This is a genomic window from Geobacillus sp. PLS 41, assembly GCF_056494105.1.
The window spans coordinates 444,498-462,985 of record NZ_CM151395.1 but is presented as its reverse complement, the minus strand read 5'-3'; the positions used below and the strand labels follow the sequence as shown (position 1 = coordinate 462,985).

17 protein-coding genes and 1 other annotated feature are annotated in these 18,488 nt (G+C 52.2%); all 17 genes read left to right on the top strand.

From position 1 onward, the window contains the following. The first annotated feature begins 81 nt into the window (after positions 1–81). Positions 82–231 carry a 50S ribosomal protein L33 gene (gene rpmG / locus ACVX3G_RS02205; protein ID WP_075261442.1) on the top strand — a complete coding sequence of 50 codons (150 nt, stop codon included), beginning with the start codon at positions 82–84 and terminating at the stop codon, positions 229–231. A gap of 40 nt (positions 232–271) precedes the next feature. Continuing rightward, a complete protein-coding gene (gene secE / locus ACVX3G_RS02200; protein WP_012820481.1) occupies positions 272–454 on the top strand; it encodes a preprotein translocase subunit SecE in 183 nt (60 codons plus the stop codon). Positions 455–566: 112 nt separating this feature from the next. Beyond that, positions 567–1,100, top strand: a complete 534-nt coding sequence (gene nusG / locus ACVX3G_RS02195) for a transcription termination/antitermination protein NusG (RefSeq protein ID WP_012820482.1) — start codon at positions 567–569, stop codon at positions 1,098–1,100. A 234-nt stretch (positions 1,101–1,334) separates the two neighbouring features. Beyond that, a complete protein-coding gene (rplK, locus tag ACVX3G_RS02190; protein WP_011229608.1) occupies positions 1,335–1,760 on the top strand; it encodes a 50S ribosomal protein L11 in 426 nt (141 codons plus the stop codon). A 181-nt stretch (positions 1,761–1,941) separates the two neighbouring features. Beyond that, complete coding sequence (rplA, locus tag ACVX3G_RS02185; protein WP_012820483.1) at positions 1,942–2,643, top strand: 50S ribosomal protein L1; 702 nt, start codon at positions 1,942–1,944, stop codon at positions 2,641–2,643. A gap of 47 nt (positions 2,644–2,690) precedes the next feature. After that, positions 2,691–2,854: a sequence feature (ribosomal protein L10 leader region), on the top strand. 47 nt (positions 2,855–2,901) lie between these two features. Then, a complete protein-coding gene (gene rplJ / locus ACVX3G_RS02180) occupies positions 2,902–3,402 on the top strand; it encodes a 50S ribosomal protein L10 (RefSeq protein WP_011229610.1) in 501 nt (166 codons plus the stop codon). A 54-nt stretch (positions 3,403–3,456) separates the two neighbouring features. Further along, positions 3,457–3,825, top strand: coding sequence for a 50S ribosomal protein L7/L12 (gene rplL, locus ACVX3G_RS02175; protein WP_012820484.1), 369 nt, complete (start codon positions 3,457–3,459; stop codon positions 3,823–3,825). 112 nt (positions 3,826–3,937) lie between these two features. Further along, complete coding sequence (locus tag ACVX3G_RS02170) at positions 3,938–4,540, top strand: class I SAM-dependent methyltransferase (protein WP_015373723.1); 603 nt, start codon at positions 3,938–3,940, stop codon at positions 4,538–4,540. A 413-nt stretch (positions 4,541–4,953) separates the two neighbouring features. Next, positions 4,954–8,526: a DNA-directed RNA polymerase subunit beta gene (gene rpoB / locus ACVX3G_RS02165; protein WP_011229613.1), complete on the top strand. Its 3,573-nt coding sequence runs from the start codon at positions 4,954–4,956 to the stop codon at positions 8,524–8,526. Positions 8,527–8,618: 92 nt separating this feature from the next. Then, positions 8,619–12,218: a DNA-directed RNA polymerase subunit beta' gene (rpoC, locus tag ACVX3G_RS02160; RefSeq protein ID WP_011229614.1), complete on the top strand. Its 3,600-nt coding sequence runs from the start codon at positions 8,619–8,621 to the stop codon at positions 12,216–12,218. A gap of 134 nt (positions 12,219–12,352) precedes the next feature. Then, positions 12,353–12,601, top strand: coding sequence for a 50S ribosomal protein L7ae-like protein (locus tag ACVX3G_RS02155; RefSeq protein ID WP_011229615.1), 249 nt, complete (start codon positions 12,353–12,355; stop codon positions 12,599–12,601). 96 nt (positions 12,602–12,697) lie between these two features. Then, the gene (gene rpsL, locus ACVX3G_RS02150; protein WP_011229616.1) at positions 12,698–13,120 is read left to right on the top strand and encodes a 30S ribosomal protein S12; all 423 of its coding nucleotides are present in this window, start codon (positions 12,698–12,700) and stop codon (positions 13,118–13,120) included. A 39-nt stretch (positions 13,121–13,159) separates the two neighbouring features. After that, on the top strand, positions 13,160–13,630 hold the full coding sequence (gene rpsG, locus ACVX3G_RS02145) for a 30S ribosomal protein S7 (RefSeq protein WP_011229617.1): 471 nt from the start codon (positions 13,160–13,162) through the stop codon (positions 13,628–13,630). Between the two features lie 180 nt (positions 13,631–13,810). Next, positions 13,811–15,889, top strand: a complete 2,079-nt coding sequence (gene fusA, locus ACVX3G_RS02140; RefSeq protein WP_014194600.1) for an elongation factor G — start codon at positions 13,811–13,813, stop codon at positions 15,887–15,889. Positions 15,890–16,017: 128 nt separating this feature from the next. After that, entirely contained in the window at positions 16,018–17,205 is a 1,188-nt protein-coding gene (gene tuf / locus ACVX3G_RS02135) for an elongation factor Tu (RefSeq protein ID WP_011229619.1), read from the top strand. A 296-nt stretch (positions 17,206–17,501) separates the two neighbouring features. After that, complete coding sequence (rpsJ, locus tag ACVX3G_RS02130) at positions 17,502–17,810, top strand: 30S ribosomal protein S10 (RefSeq protein ID WP_008881945.1); 309 nt, start codon at positions 17,502–17,504, stop codon at positions 17,808–17,810. Between the two features lie 20 nt (positions 17,811–17,830). After that, positions 17,831–18,472, top strand: a complete 642-nt coding sequence (gene rplC, locus ACVX3G_RS02125; RefSeq protein ID WP_011229620.1) for a 50S ribosomal protein L3 — start codon at positions 17,831–17,833, stop codon at positions 18,470–18,472. The last annotated feature ends 16 nt before the right edge of the window (positions 18,473–18,488 follow it).

Below are 18,488 nucleotides of genomic sequence, written 5' to 3'. Positions count from 1 at the left end.
CGCATCAAAAGATGTCATTGACAGCGAAACAGCCAATATGATAAATTTTTATGGACATCTCGCAGGAACGGTGGAATGCTGATGCGCCAAAAAGTGACGCTGGCTTGCGTGCAGTGCGGAAGCCGAAACTATACGGCAGCAAAACAGATACGTCGCCTTGGTGAGCGCCTTATGGCCAACAAGTTTTGCTCAACATGCAACAAACATACAATCCATCGTGAAACGAAATAGACGGTGGAGATAGTTTTGAACGATGATGGAGGTACGAGTGATGCAGCGAGTAATCAACTTTTTAAAAGAAGTCGTACGCGAGCTGAAAAAAGTGAGTTGGCCAAACCGGAAGGAGTTAGTGAACTACACGGCGGTCGTGTTGGCCACGGTGGCGTTTTTCACCGTCTTTTTTGCCGTTGTGGACCTCGGCATTTCTGAGTTGATTCGCCTCGTGTTTGAATAAGCGGACGAAGGATATGTTATAATGAAAGATAATCGTGCGCGTATGGAACCCGGCAACGGGTTTTTGTTTTGCGCAAAAAACAAAACGAAAACCGCCTTGGGGAGGCTTGTTGATGGAGAAAAACTGGTATGTTGTCCATACATATTCGGGATATGAAAACAAAGTGAAAGCCAATTTGGAAAAACGCGTCGAATCGATGGGAATGCAAGATAAAATTTTTCGCGTCGTCGTTCCGGAAGAGACGGAGACGGACGTCAAAAACGGAAAACGGAAAACGACGAAAAAGAAAGTGTTCCCTGGCTATGTGCTCGTTGAGATGGTCATGACGGATGACTCATGGTATGTCGTGCGCAACACGCCGGGCGTCACTGGATTTGTCGGCTCAAGCGGAGCTGGTTCGAAACCGACGCCGCTTATGGAGGAAGAAGTAAAAATGATCTTGAAGCGGATGGGCATGCCGCTTGCCGAGGTTGACGTAGACTATGAGGTAAATGAAACGGTGCGGATCAAAGAAGGTCCGTTTGCGAACTTTACAGGGAAAATTGAAGCGATTGACCCGGATAAACATAAAGTGAAGCTGCTTGTCGATATGTTTGGGCGTGAAACACGGGTGGAGCTTGAGTTTTCGCAAATAGAAAAAATCTAATGGATAAAGAACTTGCAATTGATAGGGAAAAGTGATACTATTTTAAAGTCAGTATGTCTCTTAAACGGAGACATATGGCGGTGAACTTATACACTTGTATAAGGGAGCCGTTTTGTTTTTACGCTGATCCTCTCAACTGAACGGGAGATAGGAAAACGGCTCAGTAGACCGGAGCCGGATGAGTGGGAGGGGCAATCCCTAATACCACATCACGGACTTAAGGAGGTGTGTCTCGTGGCGAAAAAAGTAATCAAGGTCGTCAAACTGCAAATTCCTGCAGGGAAAGCGAATCCGGCGCCGCCAGTAGGTCCTGCGTTGGGTCAAGCCGGTGTCAATATTATGGCGTTTTGCAAAGAGTTTAATGCCCGCACGGCGGACCAAGCAGGGTTGATCATTCCGGTTGAAATTACGGTTTTTGAAGACCGTTCATTTACATTCATCACGAAAACGCCGCCAGCCGCTGTATTGCTGAAAAAAGCGGCGGGCATTGAATCGGGCTCCGGCGAACCGAACCGCAACAAAGTGGCGACAATTAAACGCGACAAAGTACGTGAGATCGCTGAGCTGAAAATGCCGGATTTGAATGCGGCGAGCATTGAGGCGGCCATGCGCATGATCGAAGGCACGGCCCGCAGCATGGGCATTGTGATTGAAGACTAAAGCCGGTGCGTCGTTTGTAGGGGAGGTTGCGTCATTGGGCAACCTCTCTCTCCATGAACAAAAACAGCAAGACGGGCCCGATGAATGGGCATCCGTCCGCTTCTTCGTTTTCGAAAGAAGCGAAGAACGTTCAATGTGGGAGGTTTTTCCGCTAAAACCACAATCGAGGAGGATTTTTCACATGCCGAAAAGAGGAAAGAAATACTTAGAAGCATTGAAGCTCGTCGACCGCTCCAAAGCATACCCGATTGCTGAAGCAATCGAGCTCGTGAAAAAAACGAACATCGCGAAATTCGATGCCACGGTGGAAGTGGCGTTCCGTTTGGGCGTCGACCCGAAAAAAGCGGACCAACAAATTCGCGGCGCCGTCGTCCTGCCGCACGGCACAGGGAAAGTGGCGCGCGTGTTGGTGTTCGCGAAAGGGGAAAAAGCGAAAGAAGCAGAAGCGGCTGGCGCTGACTATGTCGGCGATACAGAATATATCAACAAAATCCAGCAAGGTTGGTTTGACTTTGATGTCGTTGTTGCTACGCCGGACATGATGGGTGAAGTCGGGAAACTCGGCCGCATTTTAGGGCCGAAAGGGTTGATGCCAAACCCGAAAACCGGAACAGTCACGTTTGACGTAGCAAAAGCGGTGCAGGAAATCAAGGCTGGTAAAGTGGAATACCGCGTCGACAAAGCGGGCAACATCCACGTTCCGATCGGCAAAGTGTCGTTTGACAACGAGAAATTGGCTGAAAACTTCGCGGCCGTCTATGAAGCAATTTTGAAAGCCAAACCGGCGGCGGCAAAAGGGACGTACGTGAAAAACGTCACGATTACATCGACAATGGGCCCTGGCATCAAGGTTGACCCGTCCACGGTTGCTGTTGCACAATAACCGTTGACTTTTGTTTGTCCGTCTGTTAAAATGCCATTTGGCTGAACAAATGAATATCATTTGTACCGTAGACAGTAGGTGCCTGTTTGAGGCTTAATTTCCTACCGAGGTATGTGGACGATAGAACAGCGCGCCCTGCGTCGGGGACGAGCGGCGGTGCGTTGAACGACACCTCCATGTCTACGCGGCATGGAGGTTTTTTATTGAGCAGACGGTATAAGTGGTATTCTCTCATTTTCCTTACAGGAGGTGCAGGACGTGTCGAGCGCGATTGAACTGAAAAAACAAGTGGTCGCGGAAATCGCAGACAAATTCCGGGCCAGCAAGGCAACCGTCATCGTTGATTACCGCGGCTTGAACGTGGCGGAAATGACCGAGTTGCGCAAACAGCTGCGCGAGGCAGGCGTCGAGTTTAAAGTGTACAAAAACACCTTGACCCGCCGGGCGCTCGCGGAAGTCGGCTTGGAAGGACTGGATGAAGTGTTCACCGGTCCAAATGCCATCGCCTTCAGCAATGAAGATGTCGTGGCGCCGGCAAAAATTTTAAGCGAGTTTGCGAAAACGCATGAAGCATTGGAAATCAAAGGCGGCGTCATCGAAGGGAACATCGCCAGCAAAGAAGAAATCGATGCGTTGGCGAAACTCCCGTCCCGCGAAGGGTTGCTTTCGATGTTGCTTAGCGTTCTTCAAGCCCCGATCCGCAACTTTGCGCTTGCGATTAAAGCGGTGGCTGACAAGCAAGAGGAACAAGGCGCGTAATGGCGCATCGATATGTGCTTAACAATCATTCAGAAAACAAAGGAGGAAGTTGTGATGACGAAAGAACAAATCATTGAAGCAGTGAAAAATATGACCGTATTGGAATTAAACGAATTGGTGAAAGCGATCGAGGAAGAATTCGGCGTAACAGCTGCGGCTCCGGTTGTTGTCGCGGGCGGCGCAGCAGCTGGCGCTGAAGCAGCGGCAGAAAAAACGGAATTCGACGTCATTCTTGCCGACGCCGGCGCGCAAAAAATCAAAGTCATCAAAGTCGTTCGCGAAATCACTGGCCTCGGCCTGAAAGAAGCGAAAGACTTGGTCGACAACACCCCGAAGCCGATCAAAGAAGGCATTGCGAAAGAAGAAGCAGAAGAAATCAAAGCAAAACTCGAAGAAGCTGGCGCGAAAGTCGAAATCAAGTAATGGCTGCGCCATTGAAAAAAGAGGCTTGCCCGAAGCAAGGGACGGCCTCTTTTTTGTTACACTATATATACGGAAGGCAGTGCAGCCTGTCGACAAGGAGGAGGGGATGATGATGAGCGAGCATTATTACTCAGTCAATCCGACGTCGGAGCGAAACCCGCAAACGTGGACGTACGTGTTGCGGGGGCATGAATTCCGCTTTACGACCGACAGCGGAGTGTTTTCAAAGCGCGAAGTCGACTTTGGCACACGCCTGTTAATTGAAACGTTCGAGGAGCCGGGAGTGGCTGGGGATTTGTTGGATGTCGGCTGCGGATATGGGCCGATCGGGCTTGCCTTGGCCAAATCGTTTCCAAACCGGCGCGTTCACATGATTGATGTCAACGAGCGGGCGCTCGAACTGGCGCAGGAAAACAAGCAGGCAAACGGGATTGACAATGCGGTGATTTACAAAAGCGATCTTTTTTCGGAAGTCGGAGAACAGCGATTTGCAGCGGTCGTCACCAATCCGCCGATCCGGGCTGGCAAACGGGTCGTTTACGCGATTTTTGAACAAAGCCGCGATTATCTGCTCGATCATGGCGAGCTATGGGTCGTCATTCAAAAAAAGCAAGGCGCCCCATCGGCCTTGCAAAAGCTGAACGAATGCTTTCCTGCTGTAGAAGTCGTCGCGAAGAAAAAAGGATATTATATCATAAAGGCGAAAAAATGTTGACACCGTTTTTTTATTGTGGTAGCATTATAAAATGCTAAATATGCACATTTCCCGTGCAGAGGGGATGACGTATAATTTTGGACGTAATGGAAACAATGATAAAATCAATAAACAACGAACCATATGGTTTTCTATTGGAATAGAAACCATTTTCTTTTTTTCTCCATTCAACTCAACGCCTGGTTTCCTCGCGCCGGGAGCGTGTTAAATCCCCTAAATGAAACGGCGGTGCACGCAACGAAGCCGTTTCCGCCCGGATGGCGGGGGCCGGCCGCATGCATGCCTAGTGCTTTGCCCCGGAATGACGGAGCGGCCAGTCCGCCTTGAAGGCATTGATTGCTGAGCAGAGCGGATGATGGAGCTGTTCCGGTTCCGGTTTTCACTAATGTCTACATTTGAGGGGTGAATCACTCTTGACAGGCCGACTAGTTCAATACGGGCGACACCGCCAACGCAGAAGCTATGCACGCATCAGCGAAGTGCTGGAATTGCCGAACTTGATCGAAATTCAAACGTCCTCCTACCAATGGTTTCTCGATGAAGGGCTGCGGGAAATGTTTAGGGAAATTTCCCCGATTGAAGACTTTTCCGGCAATCTCTCGCTTGAATTTATCGACTATAGTTTAGGAGAACCGAAATATACGGTCGAAGAGGCGAAAGAACGCGACGTTACATATGCGGCGCCGCTTCGCGTCAAAGTTCGCTTGATTAATAAAGAAACGGGCGAAGTGAAAGAACAAGACGTGTTTATGGGCGATTTTCCGCTCATGACGGAAACCGGAACGTTTATTATCAATGGGGCGGAACGCGTCATTGTTTCCCAGCTCGTCCGTTCGCCAAGCGTCTATTACAGCGACAAAGTTGATAAAAACGGCAAACGCGGCTACTCGGCGACAGTGATTCCGAACCGCGGCGCATGGCTTGAATATGAAACCGATGCGAAAGACGTCGTTTACGTTCGCATCGACCGCACCCGTAAACTGCCCGTTACGGTGCTTCTCCGTGCGCTTGGGTTCAGCTCCGACCAAGAAATCATCGATCTGCTCGGCGACAACGAATACTTGCGCAATACGCTTGAAAAAGATAATACCGACAGCACGGAAAAAGCGTTGATTGAAATTTACGAGCGTCTTCGTCCGGGAGAGCCGCCGACGCTTGAGAATGCGAAAAATTTGCTGGCGTCGCGCTTTTTTGATCCGAAGCGCTATGACTTGGCGAGCGTAGGCCGTTATAAAATCAATAAAAAACTTCATATTAAAAACCGCCTGTTCAATCAGCGGCTCGCGGAAACGATCATTGATCCCGAAACCAAGGAAGTCATCGCCGAAGCTGGAGCGATGATCGACCGCCGAACGCTGAATCGCCTGCTCCCGTATTTGGAAAAAGGGGTCGGCTTACAGACATACCGCCCGGCCGAAGGGGTGGTGGACGGGGACATTTCGGTGCAAACGATCAAAATTTATGCCCCGAATGACCCGGATGGCGAAAAAGTGATCAACGTCATCGGCAACGGCTTCATCGCCGAGGATGTCAAACATATTACACCGGCTGACATCATTGCGTCGATCAGCTATTTCTTCAACTTGCTCCACGGCGTCGGCGATACGGATGACATCGACCATTTAGGCAACCGCCGCCTCCGTTCGGTCGGCGAACTATTGCAAAACCAATTCCGCATCGGCCTGTCGCGCATGGAGCGCGTCGTGCGCGAGCGCATGTCGATCCAAGATACGAACACGATTACGCCGCAGCAGCTGATCAACATCCGCCCAGTGATCGCGGCGATCAAAGAGTTTTTCGGCAGCTCGCAGCTGTCACAGTTCATGGATCAAACGAACCCATTGGCCGAACTGACGCACAAGCGGCGTCTGTCCGCGCTTGGCCCTGGCGGATTGACACGTGAGCGCGCTGGGTTTGAGGTGCGCGACGTTCACTATTCGCACTACGGGCGGATGTGTCCGATTGAAACGCCGGAAGGTCCGAACATCGGACTCATCAACTCGCTGTCCACTTACGCGAAAGTGAACAAGTTCGGCTTTATTGAAACGCCATACCGGCGCGTCGATCCGGAAACAGGGCGGGTGACGGACCAAATCGATTATTTGACAGCCGATGAAGAGGACAATTACGTTGTAGCGCAGGCGAACGTACCGCTTGCGGAGGACGGCACGTTCCTTGAAGAAAACGTTGTCGCCCGTTTCCGCGGCGAGAACATCGTCGTCAAGCGCGATCGCGTCGACTACATGGACGTTTCGCCGAAGCAAGTCGTCTCGGCAGCGACGGCGTGCATCCCATTTTTGGAAAACGACGACTCGAACCGCGCGCTGATGGGAGCGAACATGCAGCGGCAAGCCGTGCCGCTGTTGGAACCCGAAGCGCCGATCGTTGGCACGGGGATGGAGTATGTTTCGGCGAAAGACTCGGGCGCAGCGGTCATTTGCAAGCACCGCGGCATCGTCGAGCGCGTCGAAGCAAAGGAAATTTGGGTGCGTCGGCTGATTGAAGTGGACGGCAAAGAAGTCAAGGGTGATCTAGATAAATATCGGTTGCTGAAATTCGTTCGTTCGAACCAAGGCACGTGCTACAACCAGCGGCCGATCGTGAAAAAAGGCGATATCGTTGAGAAGGGCGAAATTTTGGCCGATGGCCCGTCGATGGATAAGGGCGAATTGGCGCTTGGCCGCAATGTGCTTGTCGCTTTTATGACATGGGACGGTTACAACTACGAAGACGCGATCATCATGAGCGAACGGCTCGTCAAAGAAGACGTGTATACATCAATTCATATTGAAGAGTATGAAGCCGAATCGCGCGATACGAAACTCGGTCCGGAAGAAATTACGCGCGACATTCCAAACGTCGGCGAGGATGCGCTGAAAAACTTGGATGAACGCGGCATCGTCCGCATCGGCGCAGAAGTCAAAGACGGCGACTTGCTCGTCGGCAAAGTGACGCCAAAAGGAATGACCGAGTTGACGGCGGAAGAGCGGCTTTTGCACGCGATCTTCGGCGAAAAAGCGCGCGAGGTGCGTGATACGTCGTTGCGCGTCCCGCACGGCGGCGGCGGCATCGTCCTTGACGTGAAAGTGTTCAACCGCGAAGACGGCGACGAGCTTCCGCCGGGTGTCAATCAACTAGTGCGCGTCTATATTGTGCAAAAGCGGAAAATTTCCGAGGGCGACAAAATGGCAGGCCGCCACGGAAACAAAGGGGTTATTTCCCGCATTTTGCCGGAGGAAGATATGCCCTTCTTGCCGGATGGCACGCCGATTGACATCATGTTAAACCCACTCGGCGTTCCGTCGCGGATGAACATCGGGCAAGTATTTGAGCTGCACCTTGGCATGGCGGCGAAAAAACTCGGCCTGCACATCGCCTCCCCGGTCTTTGACGGGGCGACGGAGGAAGACGTTTGGAACATCCTCGAAGAGGCAGGTCTAGCGCGCGATGCAAAAACGGTGCTGTATGACGGACGGACGGGTGAACCGTTTGATAACCGCGTGTCGGTTGGGATCATGTACATGATCAAGCTCGCCCACATGGTCGACGACAAGCTTCATGCCCGTTCCACCGGCCCGTACTCACTCGTCACTCAACAGCCGCTCGGCGGCAAGGCGCAGTTCGGCGGCCAGCGCTTTGGTGAGATGGAAGTATGGGCGCTTGAGGCGTATGGGGCGGCATACACGCTGCAAGAAATTTTGACCGTCAAGTCCGACGATGTCGTCGGCCGTGTCAAAACGTACGAGGCGATCGTCAAAGGAGAAAACATTCCGGAGCCGGGTGTGCCGGAGTCGTTTAAAGTGTTGATCAAAGAGCTGCAAAGCTTGGGCATGGACGTCACGATTTTGACGAGCGATGAACAAGAAGTGAACATGGAAAACTTTGATGATGATGATGACCATGCACCGGATGCCATCATGGTGGACGTCAAACCGGCCGAACGGGAAGAAGCCGGCGAAGAGAAAGATGCGGTGACGAAAGAATAAACCGGCCATAACGGCCAGGCGGGGAGCTGTTCCCCGCCATTGGCCGCTTGAGCGAACGGAAAACCGACGGATCAAAAAGGGAGGTATACCCCTTGCTAGATGTCAATAAGTTTGAGTACATGAAAATTGGGCTCGCTTCCCCGGAGAAAATTCGTTCTTGGTCGTATGGCGAAGTCAAAAAGCCGGAGACAATCAACTATCGGACGTTAAAGCCGGAAAAAGACGGCTTGTTTTGCGAGCGCATTTTCGGTCCGACGAAAGACTGGGAATGCCATTGCGGCAAATATAAACGCGTTCGCTACAAAGGCGTCGTCTGCGACCGCTGCGGCGTCGAAGTGACGCGCTCGAAAGTCCGCCGCGAACGGATGGGCCATATTGAGCTCGCCGCCCCGGTTTCGCACATCTGGTATTTCAAAGGCATCCCGAGCCGGATGGGATTGGTTCTTGACATGTCGCCGCGGGCGCTCGAAGAGGTCATTTATTTTGCATCCTATGTCGTCACCGACCCGGGTGATACGCCGCTTGAGAAAAAGCAGCTGTTGTCGGAAAAGGAATACCGCGCCTATCGCGAGAAGTACGGTCAATCGTTCCAAGCGTCGATGGGGGCGGAGGCGATCAAAAAGCTGCTCCAAGACATTGATTTGGATAAAGAGGTGGCCGCGCTGAAAGAAGAGCTGAAAACGGCGCAAGGGCAACGGCGCGCCCGCATCATTAAGCGGCTTGAAGTGCTTGAAGCGTTCCGCAGTTCAGGGAACGATCCGGCATGGATGGTGCTTGATGTACTGCCGGTCATTCCGCCGGAGTTGCGCCCGATGGTTCAGCTTGACGGCGGGCGGTTTGCAACATCGGATTTGAACGATTTGTACCGCCGCGTCATCAACCGCAACAACCGGCTGAAACGGCTGCTTGATCTCGGTGCGCCGAACATTATCGTCCAAAATGAGAAGCGGATGCTGCAAGAGGCGGTTGATGCTTTGATCGATAACGGCCGCCGCGGCCGTCCGGTGACCGGTCCGGGGAACCGTCCGTTAAAATCGCTTTCTCATATGCTGAAAGGGAAGCAAGGCCGCTTTCGGCAAAACTTGCTCGGCAAGCGCGTGGACTATTCCGGCCGTTCCGTCATCGTCGTCGGCCCGAACTTGAAAATGTATCAATGCGGCTTGCCGAAAGAAATGGCGCTAGAGTTGTTCAAGCCGTTTGTTATGAAGGAGCTTGTCGAGCGGGGCTTGGCGCACAACATTAAAAGCGCGAAACGGAAAATCGAGCGCGTCCATCCGGAAGTATGGGATGTGCTGGAAGATGTCATTAAAGAACATCCGGTGCTGTTAAACCGCGCCCCGACGCTGCACCGTCTCGGCATTCAGGCGTTTGAACCAACGCTTGTGGAAGGGCGGGCGATCCGTCTTCATCCGCTTGTTTGCACGGCGTACAACGCTGACTTTGACGGCGACCAAATGGCGGTGCACGTGCCGCTGTCAGCTGAGGCGCAAGCCGAAGCGCGCTTGTTGATGTTGGCGGCGCAAAACATTTTGAACCCGAAAGATGGGAAGCCGGTCGTGACACCATCACAAGACATGGTGTTGGGCAACTACTACTTGACGATGGAGCGCGAGGGAGCCATCGGCGAAGGCATGGTGTTCAAAGACACGGACGAGGCGCTGCTTGCTTACCATAACGGCTACGTCCATCTCCATTCGCGCATTGCCATTCATGCCGGTTCGCTGAAAAACGAAACGTTTACCGAAGAGCAAAACAACAAGTTGCTCTTAACGACCGTCGGCAAGCTCATTTTCAACGAAATTTTGCCGAATTCGTTCCCGTACATCAACGAGCCGACGACGGAAAACATTGAAGGGCGGACGCCGGACAAGTACTTCCTTGACAAAGGGGTCAACGTGCGCGAAGAAATTCGCAAGCGCGAACTCGTGCCGCCGTTTAAGAAAAAAGTGCTCGGGCAAATTATCGCTGAAGTGTTCAAACGGTTCAAAATCACCGAAACATCGAAGATGCTCGACCGCATGAAAGACCTTGGCTTCCAATATTCGACGAAGGCCGGCATCACGATCGGCGTGGCCGATATCGTCGTCCTGCCGGAAAAACAAGAAATTTTGGATGAAGCGCAAGCGAAAGTCGATACGGTTTTGAAGCAGTTCCGCCGCGGGTTGATTACCGACGAAGAGCGGTACGAGCGCGTCATCTCCATCTGGAGCGCGGCGAAAGACAAAATTCAAGACCGGTTGATGAAGTCGCTTGATAAACGCAACCCGATCTTTATGATGAGCGATTCCGGAGCGCGCGGGAACGCGTCGAACTTTACGCAGCTTGCGGGGATGCGCGGTTTGATGGCCAACCCGGCCGGCCGGATCATTGAGCTGCCGATCAAGTCGTCGTTCCGCGAAGGCTTGACGGTGTTGGAATACTTTATCTCGACGCACGGCGCGCGAAAAGGATTGGCGGATACGGCGCTCAAAACGGCCGACTCAGGCTATCTCACGCGCCGCCTTGTCGACGTGGCCCAAGACGTCATCGTCCGCGAAGAAGATTGCGGCACCGACCGCGGCATTTTGGCGCGGGCGCTGACGGATGGCACGGAAGTTGTCGTCAAGCTTGAAGAGCGGCTTGTCGGCCGCTATGCGCACAAAACGGTGCGCCATCCGGAAACGGGCGAAGTGATCGTCCGCAAAGACGAGATGATCACCGAAGATATCGCCAATGAGATCATGAAAGCCGGCATTACGGAAGTATGGATTCGCTCCGTATTCGCCTGCAACACGCGCCATGGCGTCTGCAAAAAATGTTACGGCCGCAACATGGCGACCGGCATGGACGTCGAAGTTGGCGAAGCCGTCGGCATTATCGCCGCTCAGTCGATCGGCGAGCCGGGCACGCAGCTGACAATGCGGACGTTCCATACAGGCGGCGTCGCCGGCGACGATATCACTCAAGGTTTGCCGCGGGTGCAAGAGCTGTTTGAAGCGCGCAACCCGAAAGGGCAAGCGGTCATTTCGGAAATTGACGGCACGGTCATCTCGATTAACAAAACGCGTGACAACCAATATGAAGTTGTCGTGCAAGGTGAGGTTGAAACGCGGACATATGTAGCGCCGTACAACGCGCGGCTGAAAGTCGAAGAAGGTCAGCGCGTCGAACGCGGCCAAGAGCTGACAGAAGGCTCGGTCGACCCGAAACAGTTGTTGCGCGTGCGCGATATTACATCCGTTCAAGAGTACTTGCTTCGTGAAGTGCAAAAAGTGTACCGGATGCAAGGGGTGGAAATCAGCGATAAGCATATCGAGGTCATGGTGCGGCAAATGCTGCGCAAAGTGCGCGTCATCGATGCCGGCGACACCGATGTGCTGCCGGGCACGCTGTTGGATGTCCACCAGTTTACGGATGTCAACGCCAAAGCTCTTCGCGAAGGGAAACGGCCGGCGACGGCCCGCCAGGTGTTGCTCGGCATCACGAAAGCGTCGCTTGAGACGGATTCGTTCTTGTCGGCTGCTTCGTTCCAAGAAACGACGCGCGTCTTGACGGATGCGGCCATCAAAGGAAAACGTGATGAACTGCTTGGCTTGAAGGAAAACGTCATTATCGGCAAACTCGTCCCGGCTGGAACCGGTATGGCCCGCTACCGGAAAGTGAAGCCGGCCGTCAAAAAGGAAACGGCTAGCGACACGGTGTCTTCCAAATAACGCGAACCAAGTGGCCGGCTAAGGCGCTCCTTGGCCGGCCATCATCTAATGAAAAATCCAGTTGACAATCGACAAAGAAAATGGTAGTCTAATAAAGGTGTTCCAACAACCTGGTACTTTGGAGGATATGTTACATGTCTTATGAAAAAGTATTACAGGCTGGAAAAATTGTCATTGGAACCAAACAAACGATAAGGGCTTTAAAGGAAGGGAAAGCAGCGGAAGTGATCGTGGCGGAGGATGCCGACTTGCCGATCATCGAAAAAGTGACCGCCGCCGCCAATGAGGCAAACGTGCCGGTCACAAAAGTCGATTCGATGAAAAAGCTTGGCAAGGCGTGCAAAATCCAAGTCGGTGCGGCCGCGGTGGCGATCCTTCGGTAACGTTTTGCCTTTCTCCCCTAAAACCTTTATTTGCATAAACGATGAACCACCTGGATATGTGGGCTTAAACGATGCATGCGAAAGGAGGATCTTTTCATGCCTACAATCAACCAATTGGTCCGCAAAGGACGCGAGAAAAAAGTCGTTAAATCGAAATCCCCTGCGTTGAACAAAGGGTATAACAGCTTCAAAAAAGAGCAAACGAATGTGTCGTCTCCGCAAAAACGCGGCGTTTGCACGCGTGTCGGCACGATGACGCCGAAAAAACCGAACTCGGCGTTGCGGAAATACGCCCGTGTCCGCTTGACAAATGGGATTGAAGTTACGGCGTACATTCCGGGGATCGGCCATAACTTGCAAGAACACAGCGTTGTGCTCATCCGCGGCGGACGTGTCAAAGACTTGCCGGGGGTACGCTACCATATCATCCGTGGGGCGCTGGATGCTGCAGGCGTAGCGAACCGGATGCAAGGTCGTTCGAAATACGGCGCGAAAAAACCAAAAGCAGCGAAAAAATAATGAAATGAAGAGAATGTTTTCCTGAAGGGAGGAAACACTATGCCACGTAGAGGCCCTGTTGCTAAACGTGACGTACTGCCAGATCCAATTTACAATTCGAAGCTTGTTACCCGTTTGATCAATAAAATTATGATCGACGGCAAAAAATCAAAAGCGCAAAAAATTCTTTACACCGCGTTTGATATTATCCGTGAGCGCACGGGTAAAGATCCAATGGAAGTGTTTGAGCAAGCGTTGAAAAACGTTATGCCGGTGTTGGAAGTGCGCGCTCGCCGCGTTGGTGGGGCGAACTACCAAGTTCCGGTCGAGGTTCGTCCGGACCGCCGCGTTTCTCTCGGTTTGCGCTGGCTCGTGCAATATGCACGTCTTCGCAACGAAAAAACGATGGAAGAGCGCTTGGCAAATGAAATTATGGACGCTGCCAACAACACGGGTGCAGCGGTGAAAAAACGCGAAGATACACATAAAATGGCTGAAGCGAACCGCGCGTTTGCCCATTACCGCTGGTAAGGAGCGTCGCCTAAAGGAAATAGGTGAGGAGGCACTGCGGTTGCCTATTCACCTATCTTCCTATATATTGCGGCCTTTCCGGTCGCGCGTGGGACAACTTCAAAGACAAGGGGATTGCGCCATCGATGGCGGCGCCATCTACTTATATTTCATATTTGAAGGAAGGAGAAAATAACCACTATGGCAAGAGAGTTCTCCTTGGAAAAGACTCGCAACATAGGGATTATGGCGCACATTGACGCCGGGAAAACGACGACGACTGAACGGATCTTGTTCTATACCGGCCGCGTTCATAAAATCGGGGAAGTGCATGAAGGTGCGGCAACGATGGACTGGATGGAACAAGAACAAGAGCGCGGAATTACGATCACGTCGGCGGCGACAACGGCGCAATGGAAAGGCCATCGCATCAACATCATCGACACGCCGGGGCACGTCGACTTTACGGTCGAGGTTGAGCGTTCGTTGCGCGTATTGGACGGGGCCATCACAGTCTTAGACGCGCAATCGGGTGTTGAACCGCAAACGGAAACCGTTTGGCGCCAAGCGACGACATATGGCGTCCCACGGATCGTGTTCGTCAACAAAATGGATAAAATCGGCGCCGATTTCTTGTATTCGGTGAAAACGCTCCATGACCGCCTGCAAGCGAACGCCCATCCGGTGCAACTGCCGATCGGCGCTGAAGATCAATTCTCCGGCATTATCGACTTGGTTGAAATGTGCGCGTACCATTACCATGATGAGCTTGGCAAAAACATTGAGCGCATTGACATTCCGGAAGAATACCGCGATATGGCAGAAGAGTACCATAACAAGCTGATTGAGGCGGTCGCTGAGCTGGACGAAGAATTAATGATGAAATATTTGGAAGGGGAAGAAATCACGACGGAAGAGCTGAAGGCCGCGATCCGCAAAGCGACGATCAGCGTTGAATTCTTCCCGGTCTTCTGCGGTTCGGCATTCAAAAACAAAGGTGTTCAGCTGCTTCTTGACGGCGTTGTCGACTACTTGCCGTCTCCGGTTGACATCCCGGCGATTCGCGGCGTCGTTCCGGATACCGAAGAAGAAGTGACACGTGAAGCAAGCGATGACGCTCCGTTTGCCGCTTTGGCATTTAAAATCATGACTGACCCGTATGTCGGGAAATTGACGTTTATTCGCGTCTACTCTGGAACGCTTGATTCCGGTTCATATGTGATGAACACGACGAAAGGGAAGCGCGAACGGATCGGCCGCTTGTTGCAAATGCACGCGAACCACCGTCAAGAAATTTCGAAAGTCTATGCCGGTGATATTGCCGCAGCGGTAGGTTTAAAAGATACGACGACCGGTGATACTCTATGTGATGAGAAGCATCCTGTCATTTTAGAGTCGATGCAATTCCCAGAACCGGTCATTTCGGTGGCAATCGAGCCGAAGTCGAAAGCCGATCAAGACAAAATGAGCCAAGCGCTGCAAAAATTGCAAGAAGAAGACCCGACTTTCCGCGCTCACACCGACCCGGAAACGGGACAAACGATCATCTCCGGAATGGGCGAGTTGCATCTTGACATCATCGTCGACCGGATGCGCCGCGAGTTCAAAGTCGAAGCGAACGTCGGGGCGCCGCAAGTTGCCTACCGCGAAACGTTCCGCAAATCGGCGCAAGTCGAAGGCAAATTCATCCGTCAATCCGGCGGCCGCGGTCAATACGGCCACGTTTGGATCGAATTCTCGCCGAACGAGCGCGGCAAAGGCTTCGAATTCGAGAACGCCATCGTCGGTGGGGTTGTTCCGAAAGAGTATGTGCCGGCCGTCCAAGCTGGATTGGAAGAAGCGATGCAAAACGGCGTCTTAGCCGGCTATCCGGTTGTCGACATTAAAGCGAAACTGTTTGACGGATCGTACCACGATGTCGACTCGAGCGAAATGGCATTCAAAATCGCTGCTTCCTTGGCATTGAAAAACGCCGCGACGAAGTGCGATCCGGTTCTTTTGGAACCGATCATGAAAGTCGAAGTCGTCATCCCTGAAGAGTACCTCGGTGACATCATGGGCGACATCACGTCCCGTCGCGGCCGCATCGAGGGGATGGAAGCGCGCGGCAACGCCCAAGTCGTCCGGGCGATGGTGCCGTTGGCTGAAATGTTCGGTTATGCGACATCGCTCCGTTCGAACACGCAAGGACGCGGAACGTTCTCGATGGTGTTTGACCACTATGAAGAAGTTCCGAAAAACATCGCCGATGAAATTATCAAAAAAAATAAAGGCGAATAATTGATTTCTCTTGCTAGTTTCGCTATAAATACTTATGTAAGTAAGACTTGGGAACGTTTTGTTCCCAAGCATCCTATACTTACCCAACCATATAAATTCATATCTTACTTTTAAGGAGGATATCTCTCATGGCTAAAGCGAAATTTGAGCGCACGAAACCGCACGTCAACATTGGCACGATCGGCCACGTTGACCACGGGAAAACGACGTTGACAGCTGCGATCACGACGGTTTTGGCGAAACAAGGGAAAGCCGAAGCAAAAGCGTACGACCAAATCGACGCTGCTCCGGAAGAGCGTGAACGCGGGATTACGATTTCGACGGCGCACGTCGAGTATGAAACAGATGCTCGCCACTATGCGCACGTTGACTGCCCGGGCCACGCTGACTACGTCAAAAACATGATCACGGGCGCGGCGCAAATGGACGGCGCGATCCTTGTTGTCTCGGCGGCTGACGGTCCGATGCCGCAAACGCGCGAACACATTCTTCTCTCCCGCCAAGTCGGTGTTCCGTACATCGTTGTATTCTTGAACAAATGCGACATGGTGGACGACGAAGAATTGCTTGAACTTGTTGAAATGGAAGTTCGCGATCTTCTCTCTGAATACGACTTCCCAGGCGATGAAGTGCCGGTCATCAAAGGTTCGGCATTAAAAGCGCTTGAAGGCGACCCGCAATGGGAAGAAAAAATCATTGAACTGATGAATGCGGTTGACGAATACATCCCGACGCCGCAACGTGAAGTGGACAAACCGTTCATGATGCCAATCGAGGACGTCTTCTCGATCACGGGCCGCGGTACGGTTGCAACAGGCCGTGTTGAACGCGGTACGTTGAAAGTTGGCGACCCGGTTGAAATCATCGGTTTGTCGGATGAGCCGAAAACGACGACCGTTACGGGTGTAGAAATGTTCCGCAAACTTCTCGATCAAGCGGAAGCTGGCGACAACATCGGTGCGCTTCTCCGCGGCGTATCTCGTGATGAAGTCGAGCGCGGCCAAGTATTGGCGAAACCTGGTTCGATCACGCCGCACACGAAATTCAAAGCGCAAGTATACGTCCTGACGAAAGAAGAAGGCGGACGCCATACTCCGTTCTTCTCGAACTACCGTCCGCAATTCTACTTCCGTACGACGGACGTAACGGGCATTATCACGCTTCCGGAAGGCGTCGAAATGGTTATGCCTGGCGACAACGTTGAAATGACGGTGGAACTGATCGCCCCGATCGCGATCGAAGAAGGTACGAAATTCTCAATCCGCGAAGGCGGCCGTACGGTCGGCGCTGGCTCTGTATCGGAAATCATCGAGTAATCACGGCAAAAAAGGGTGTCCAGCAATGGACATCCTTTTTTTGATGCCATCTTGACCGTCAGATTGGCGGCTGTGTTGAAAACGGGATGGCGGCTATGTATAATAGAAGAAGTGTGGGAAAAGCAAAGAAATCACTTGCAATCTTGCTTACATACCAGTATAATATCAAATGTTGGTCTTTGACTGCGATGAAGCGGAAGGTTGCTGACACACCCGGCCGCTTTGCCACGGCGGTGTGCAGGAAATTTCCGTGGAGAAGTCTATTTTCAAAATAGGCGAAGAAGGAGGGAAACCAAATGGCAAAAGAAAAAATTCGCATTCGTTTAAAAGCTTACGATCATCGAATTTTAGACCAATCGGCGGAGAAAATTGTGGAAACCGCAAAACGTTCCGGGGCAAAAGTGTCGGGGCCGATCCCGCTGCCGACGGAAAGAACGGTGTATACGATCTTGCGCGCCGTTCATAAGTACAAAGACTCCCGTGAACAATTCGAAATGCGGACGCATAAACGTTTGATCGACATCATCAACCCGACTCCGCAAACGGTTGATTCGTTAATGCGTCTCGATTTGCCGTCGGGCGTTGATATTGAAATTAAACTTTGATCGACTGGGAGGTGTGACACATGACGAAAGGAATCTTAGGAAGAAAGATCGGTATGACGCAAATATTTGCGGAAAATGGCGATTTGATTCCGGTAACCGTCATCCATGCGACGCCGAATGTCGTCCTGCAAAAGAAAACGATCGAAAACGACGGTTACGAAGCGATCCAATTAGGTTTTGAAGATATTAGCGAAAAACGCGCCAATAAACCGCAAATTGGCCATGCTGCCAAAGCTAACACGGCACCTAAGCGCTTCATTCGTGAAATCCGCGGCGCCAACATCGATGAATATGAAGTTGGCCAAGAAGTGAAAGTTGACATTTTCAGCGAAGGCGAAATTGTCGATGTCACGGGCATTTCGAAAGGGAAAGGTTTCCAAGGGGCGATCAAACGCCACGGTCAATCACGTGGACCAATGGCTCACGGTTCCCGTTATCATCGCCGTCCGGGTTCGATGGGGTCCATCGCGCCAAACCGCGTTTTCAAAACGAAAAACTTGCCGGGCCGCATGGGCGGTGAGCGCGTGACGATCCAAAACTTGAAAATCGTGAAAGTGGATCCGGAGCGCAACTTGCTGCTCATTAAAGGCAATGTGCCGGGTCCGAGAAAAGGCTTAGTCATCGTCAAAAGCGCCGTGAAAGCGGCGAAGAAGGCGAAATAACATCCGGCCAAGAAAG

Coding starts and splice junctions, on each gene's coding strand:
- rpmG (WP_075261442.1), top strand. CDS start 82: ATGCGCCAAAAAGTGACGCTGGCTTGCGTGCAGTGCGGAAGCCGAAAC.
- secE (WP_012820481.1), top strand. CDS start 272: ATGCAGCGAGTAATCAACTTTTTAAAAGAAGTCGTACGCGAGCTGAAA.
- nusG (WP_012820482.1), top strand. CDS start 567: ATGGAGAAAAACTGGTATGTTGTCCATACATATTCGGGATATGAAAAC.
- rplL (WP_012820484.1), top strand. CDS start 3,457: ATGACGAAAGAACAAATCATTGAAGCAGTGAAAAATATGACCGTATTG.
- rpsJ (WP_008881945.1), top strand. CDS start 17,502: ATGGCAAAAGAAAAAATTCGCATTCGTTTAAAAGCTTACGATCATCGA.
- rplC (WP_011229620.1), top strand. CDS start 17,831: ATGACGAAAGGAATCTTAGGAAGAAAGATCGGTATGACGCAAATATTT.
- rpsG (WP_011229617.1), top strand. CDS start 13,160: ATGCCACGTAGAGGCCCTGTTGCTAAACGTGACGTACTGCCAGATCCA.
- rpsL (WP_011229616.1), top strand. CDS start 12,698: ATGCCTACAATCAACCAATTGGTCCGCAAAGGACGCGAGAAAAAAGTC.
- ACVX3G_RS02155 (WP_011229615.1), top strand. CDS start 12,353: ATGTCTTATGAAAAAGTATTACAGGCTGGAAAAATTGTCATTGGAACC.
- ACVX3G_RS02170 (WP_015373723.1), top strand. CDS start 3,938: ATGAGCGAGCATTATTACTCAGTCAATCCGACGTCGGAGCGAAACCCG.
- rplA (WP_012820483.1), top strand. CDS start 1,942: ATGCCGAAAAGAGGAAAGAAATACTTAGAAGCATTGAAGCTCGTCGAC.
- tuf (WP_011229619.1), top strand. CDS start 16,018: ATGGCTAAAGCGAAATTTGAGCGCACGAAACCGCACGTCAACATTGGC.
- fusA (WP_014194600.1), top strand. CDS start 13,811: ATGGCAAGAGAGTTCTCCTTGGAAAAGACTCGCAACATAGGGATTATG.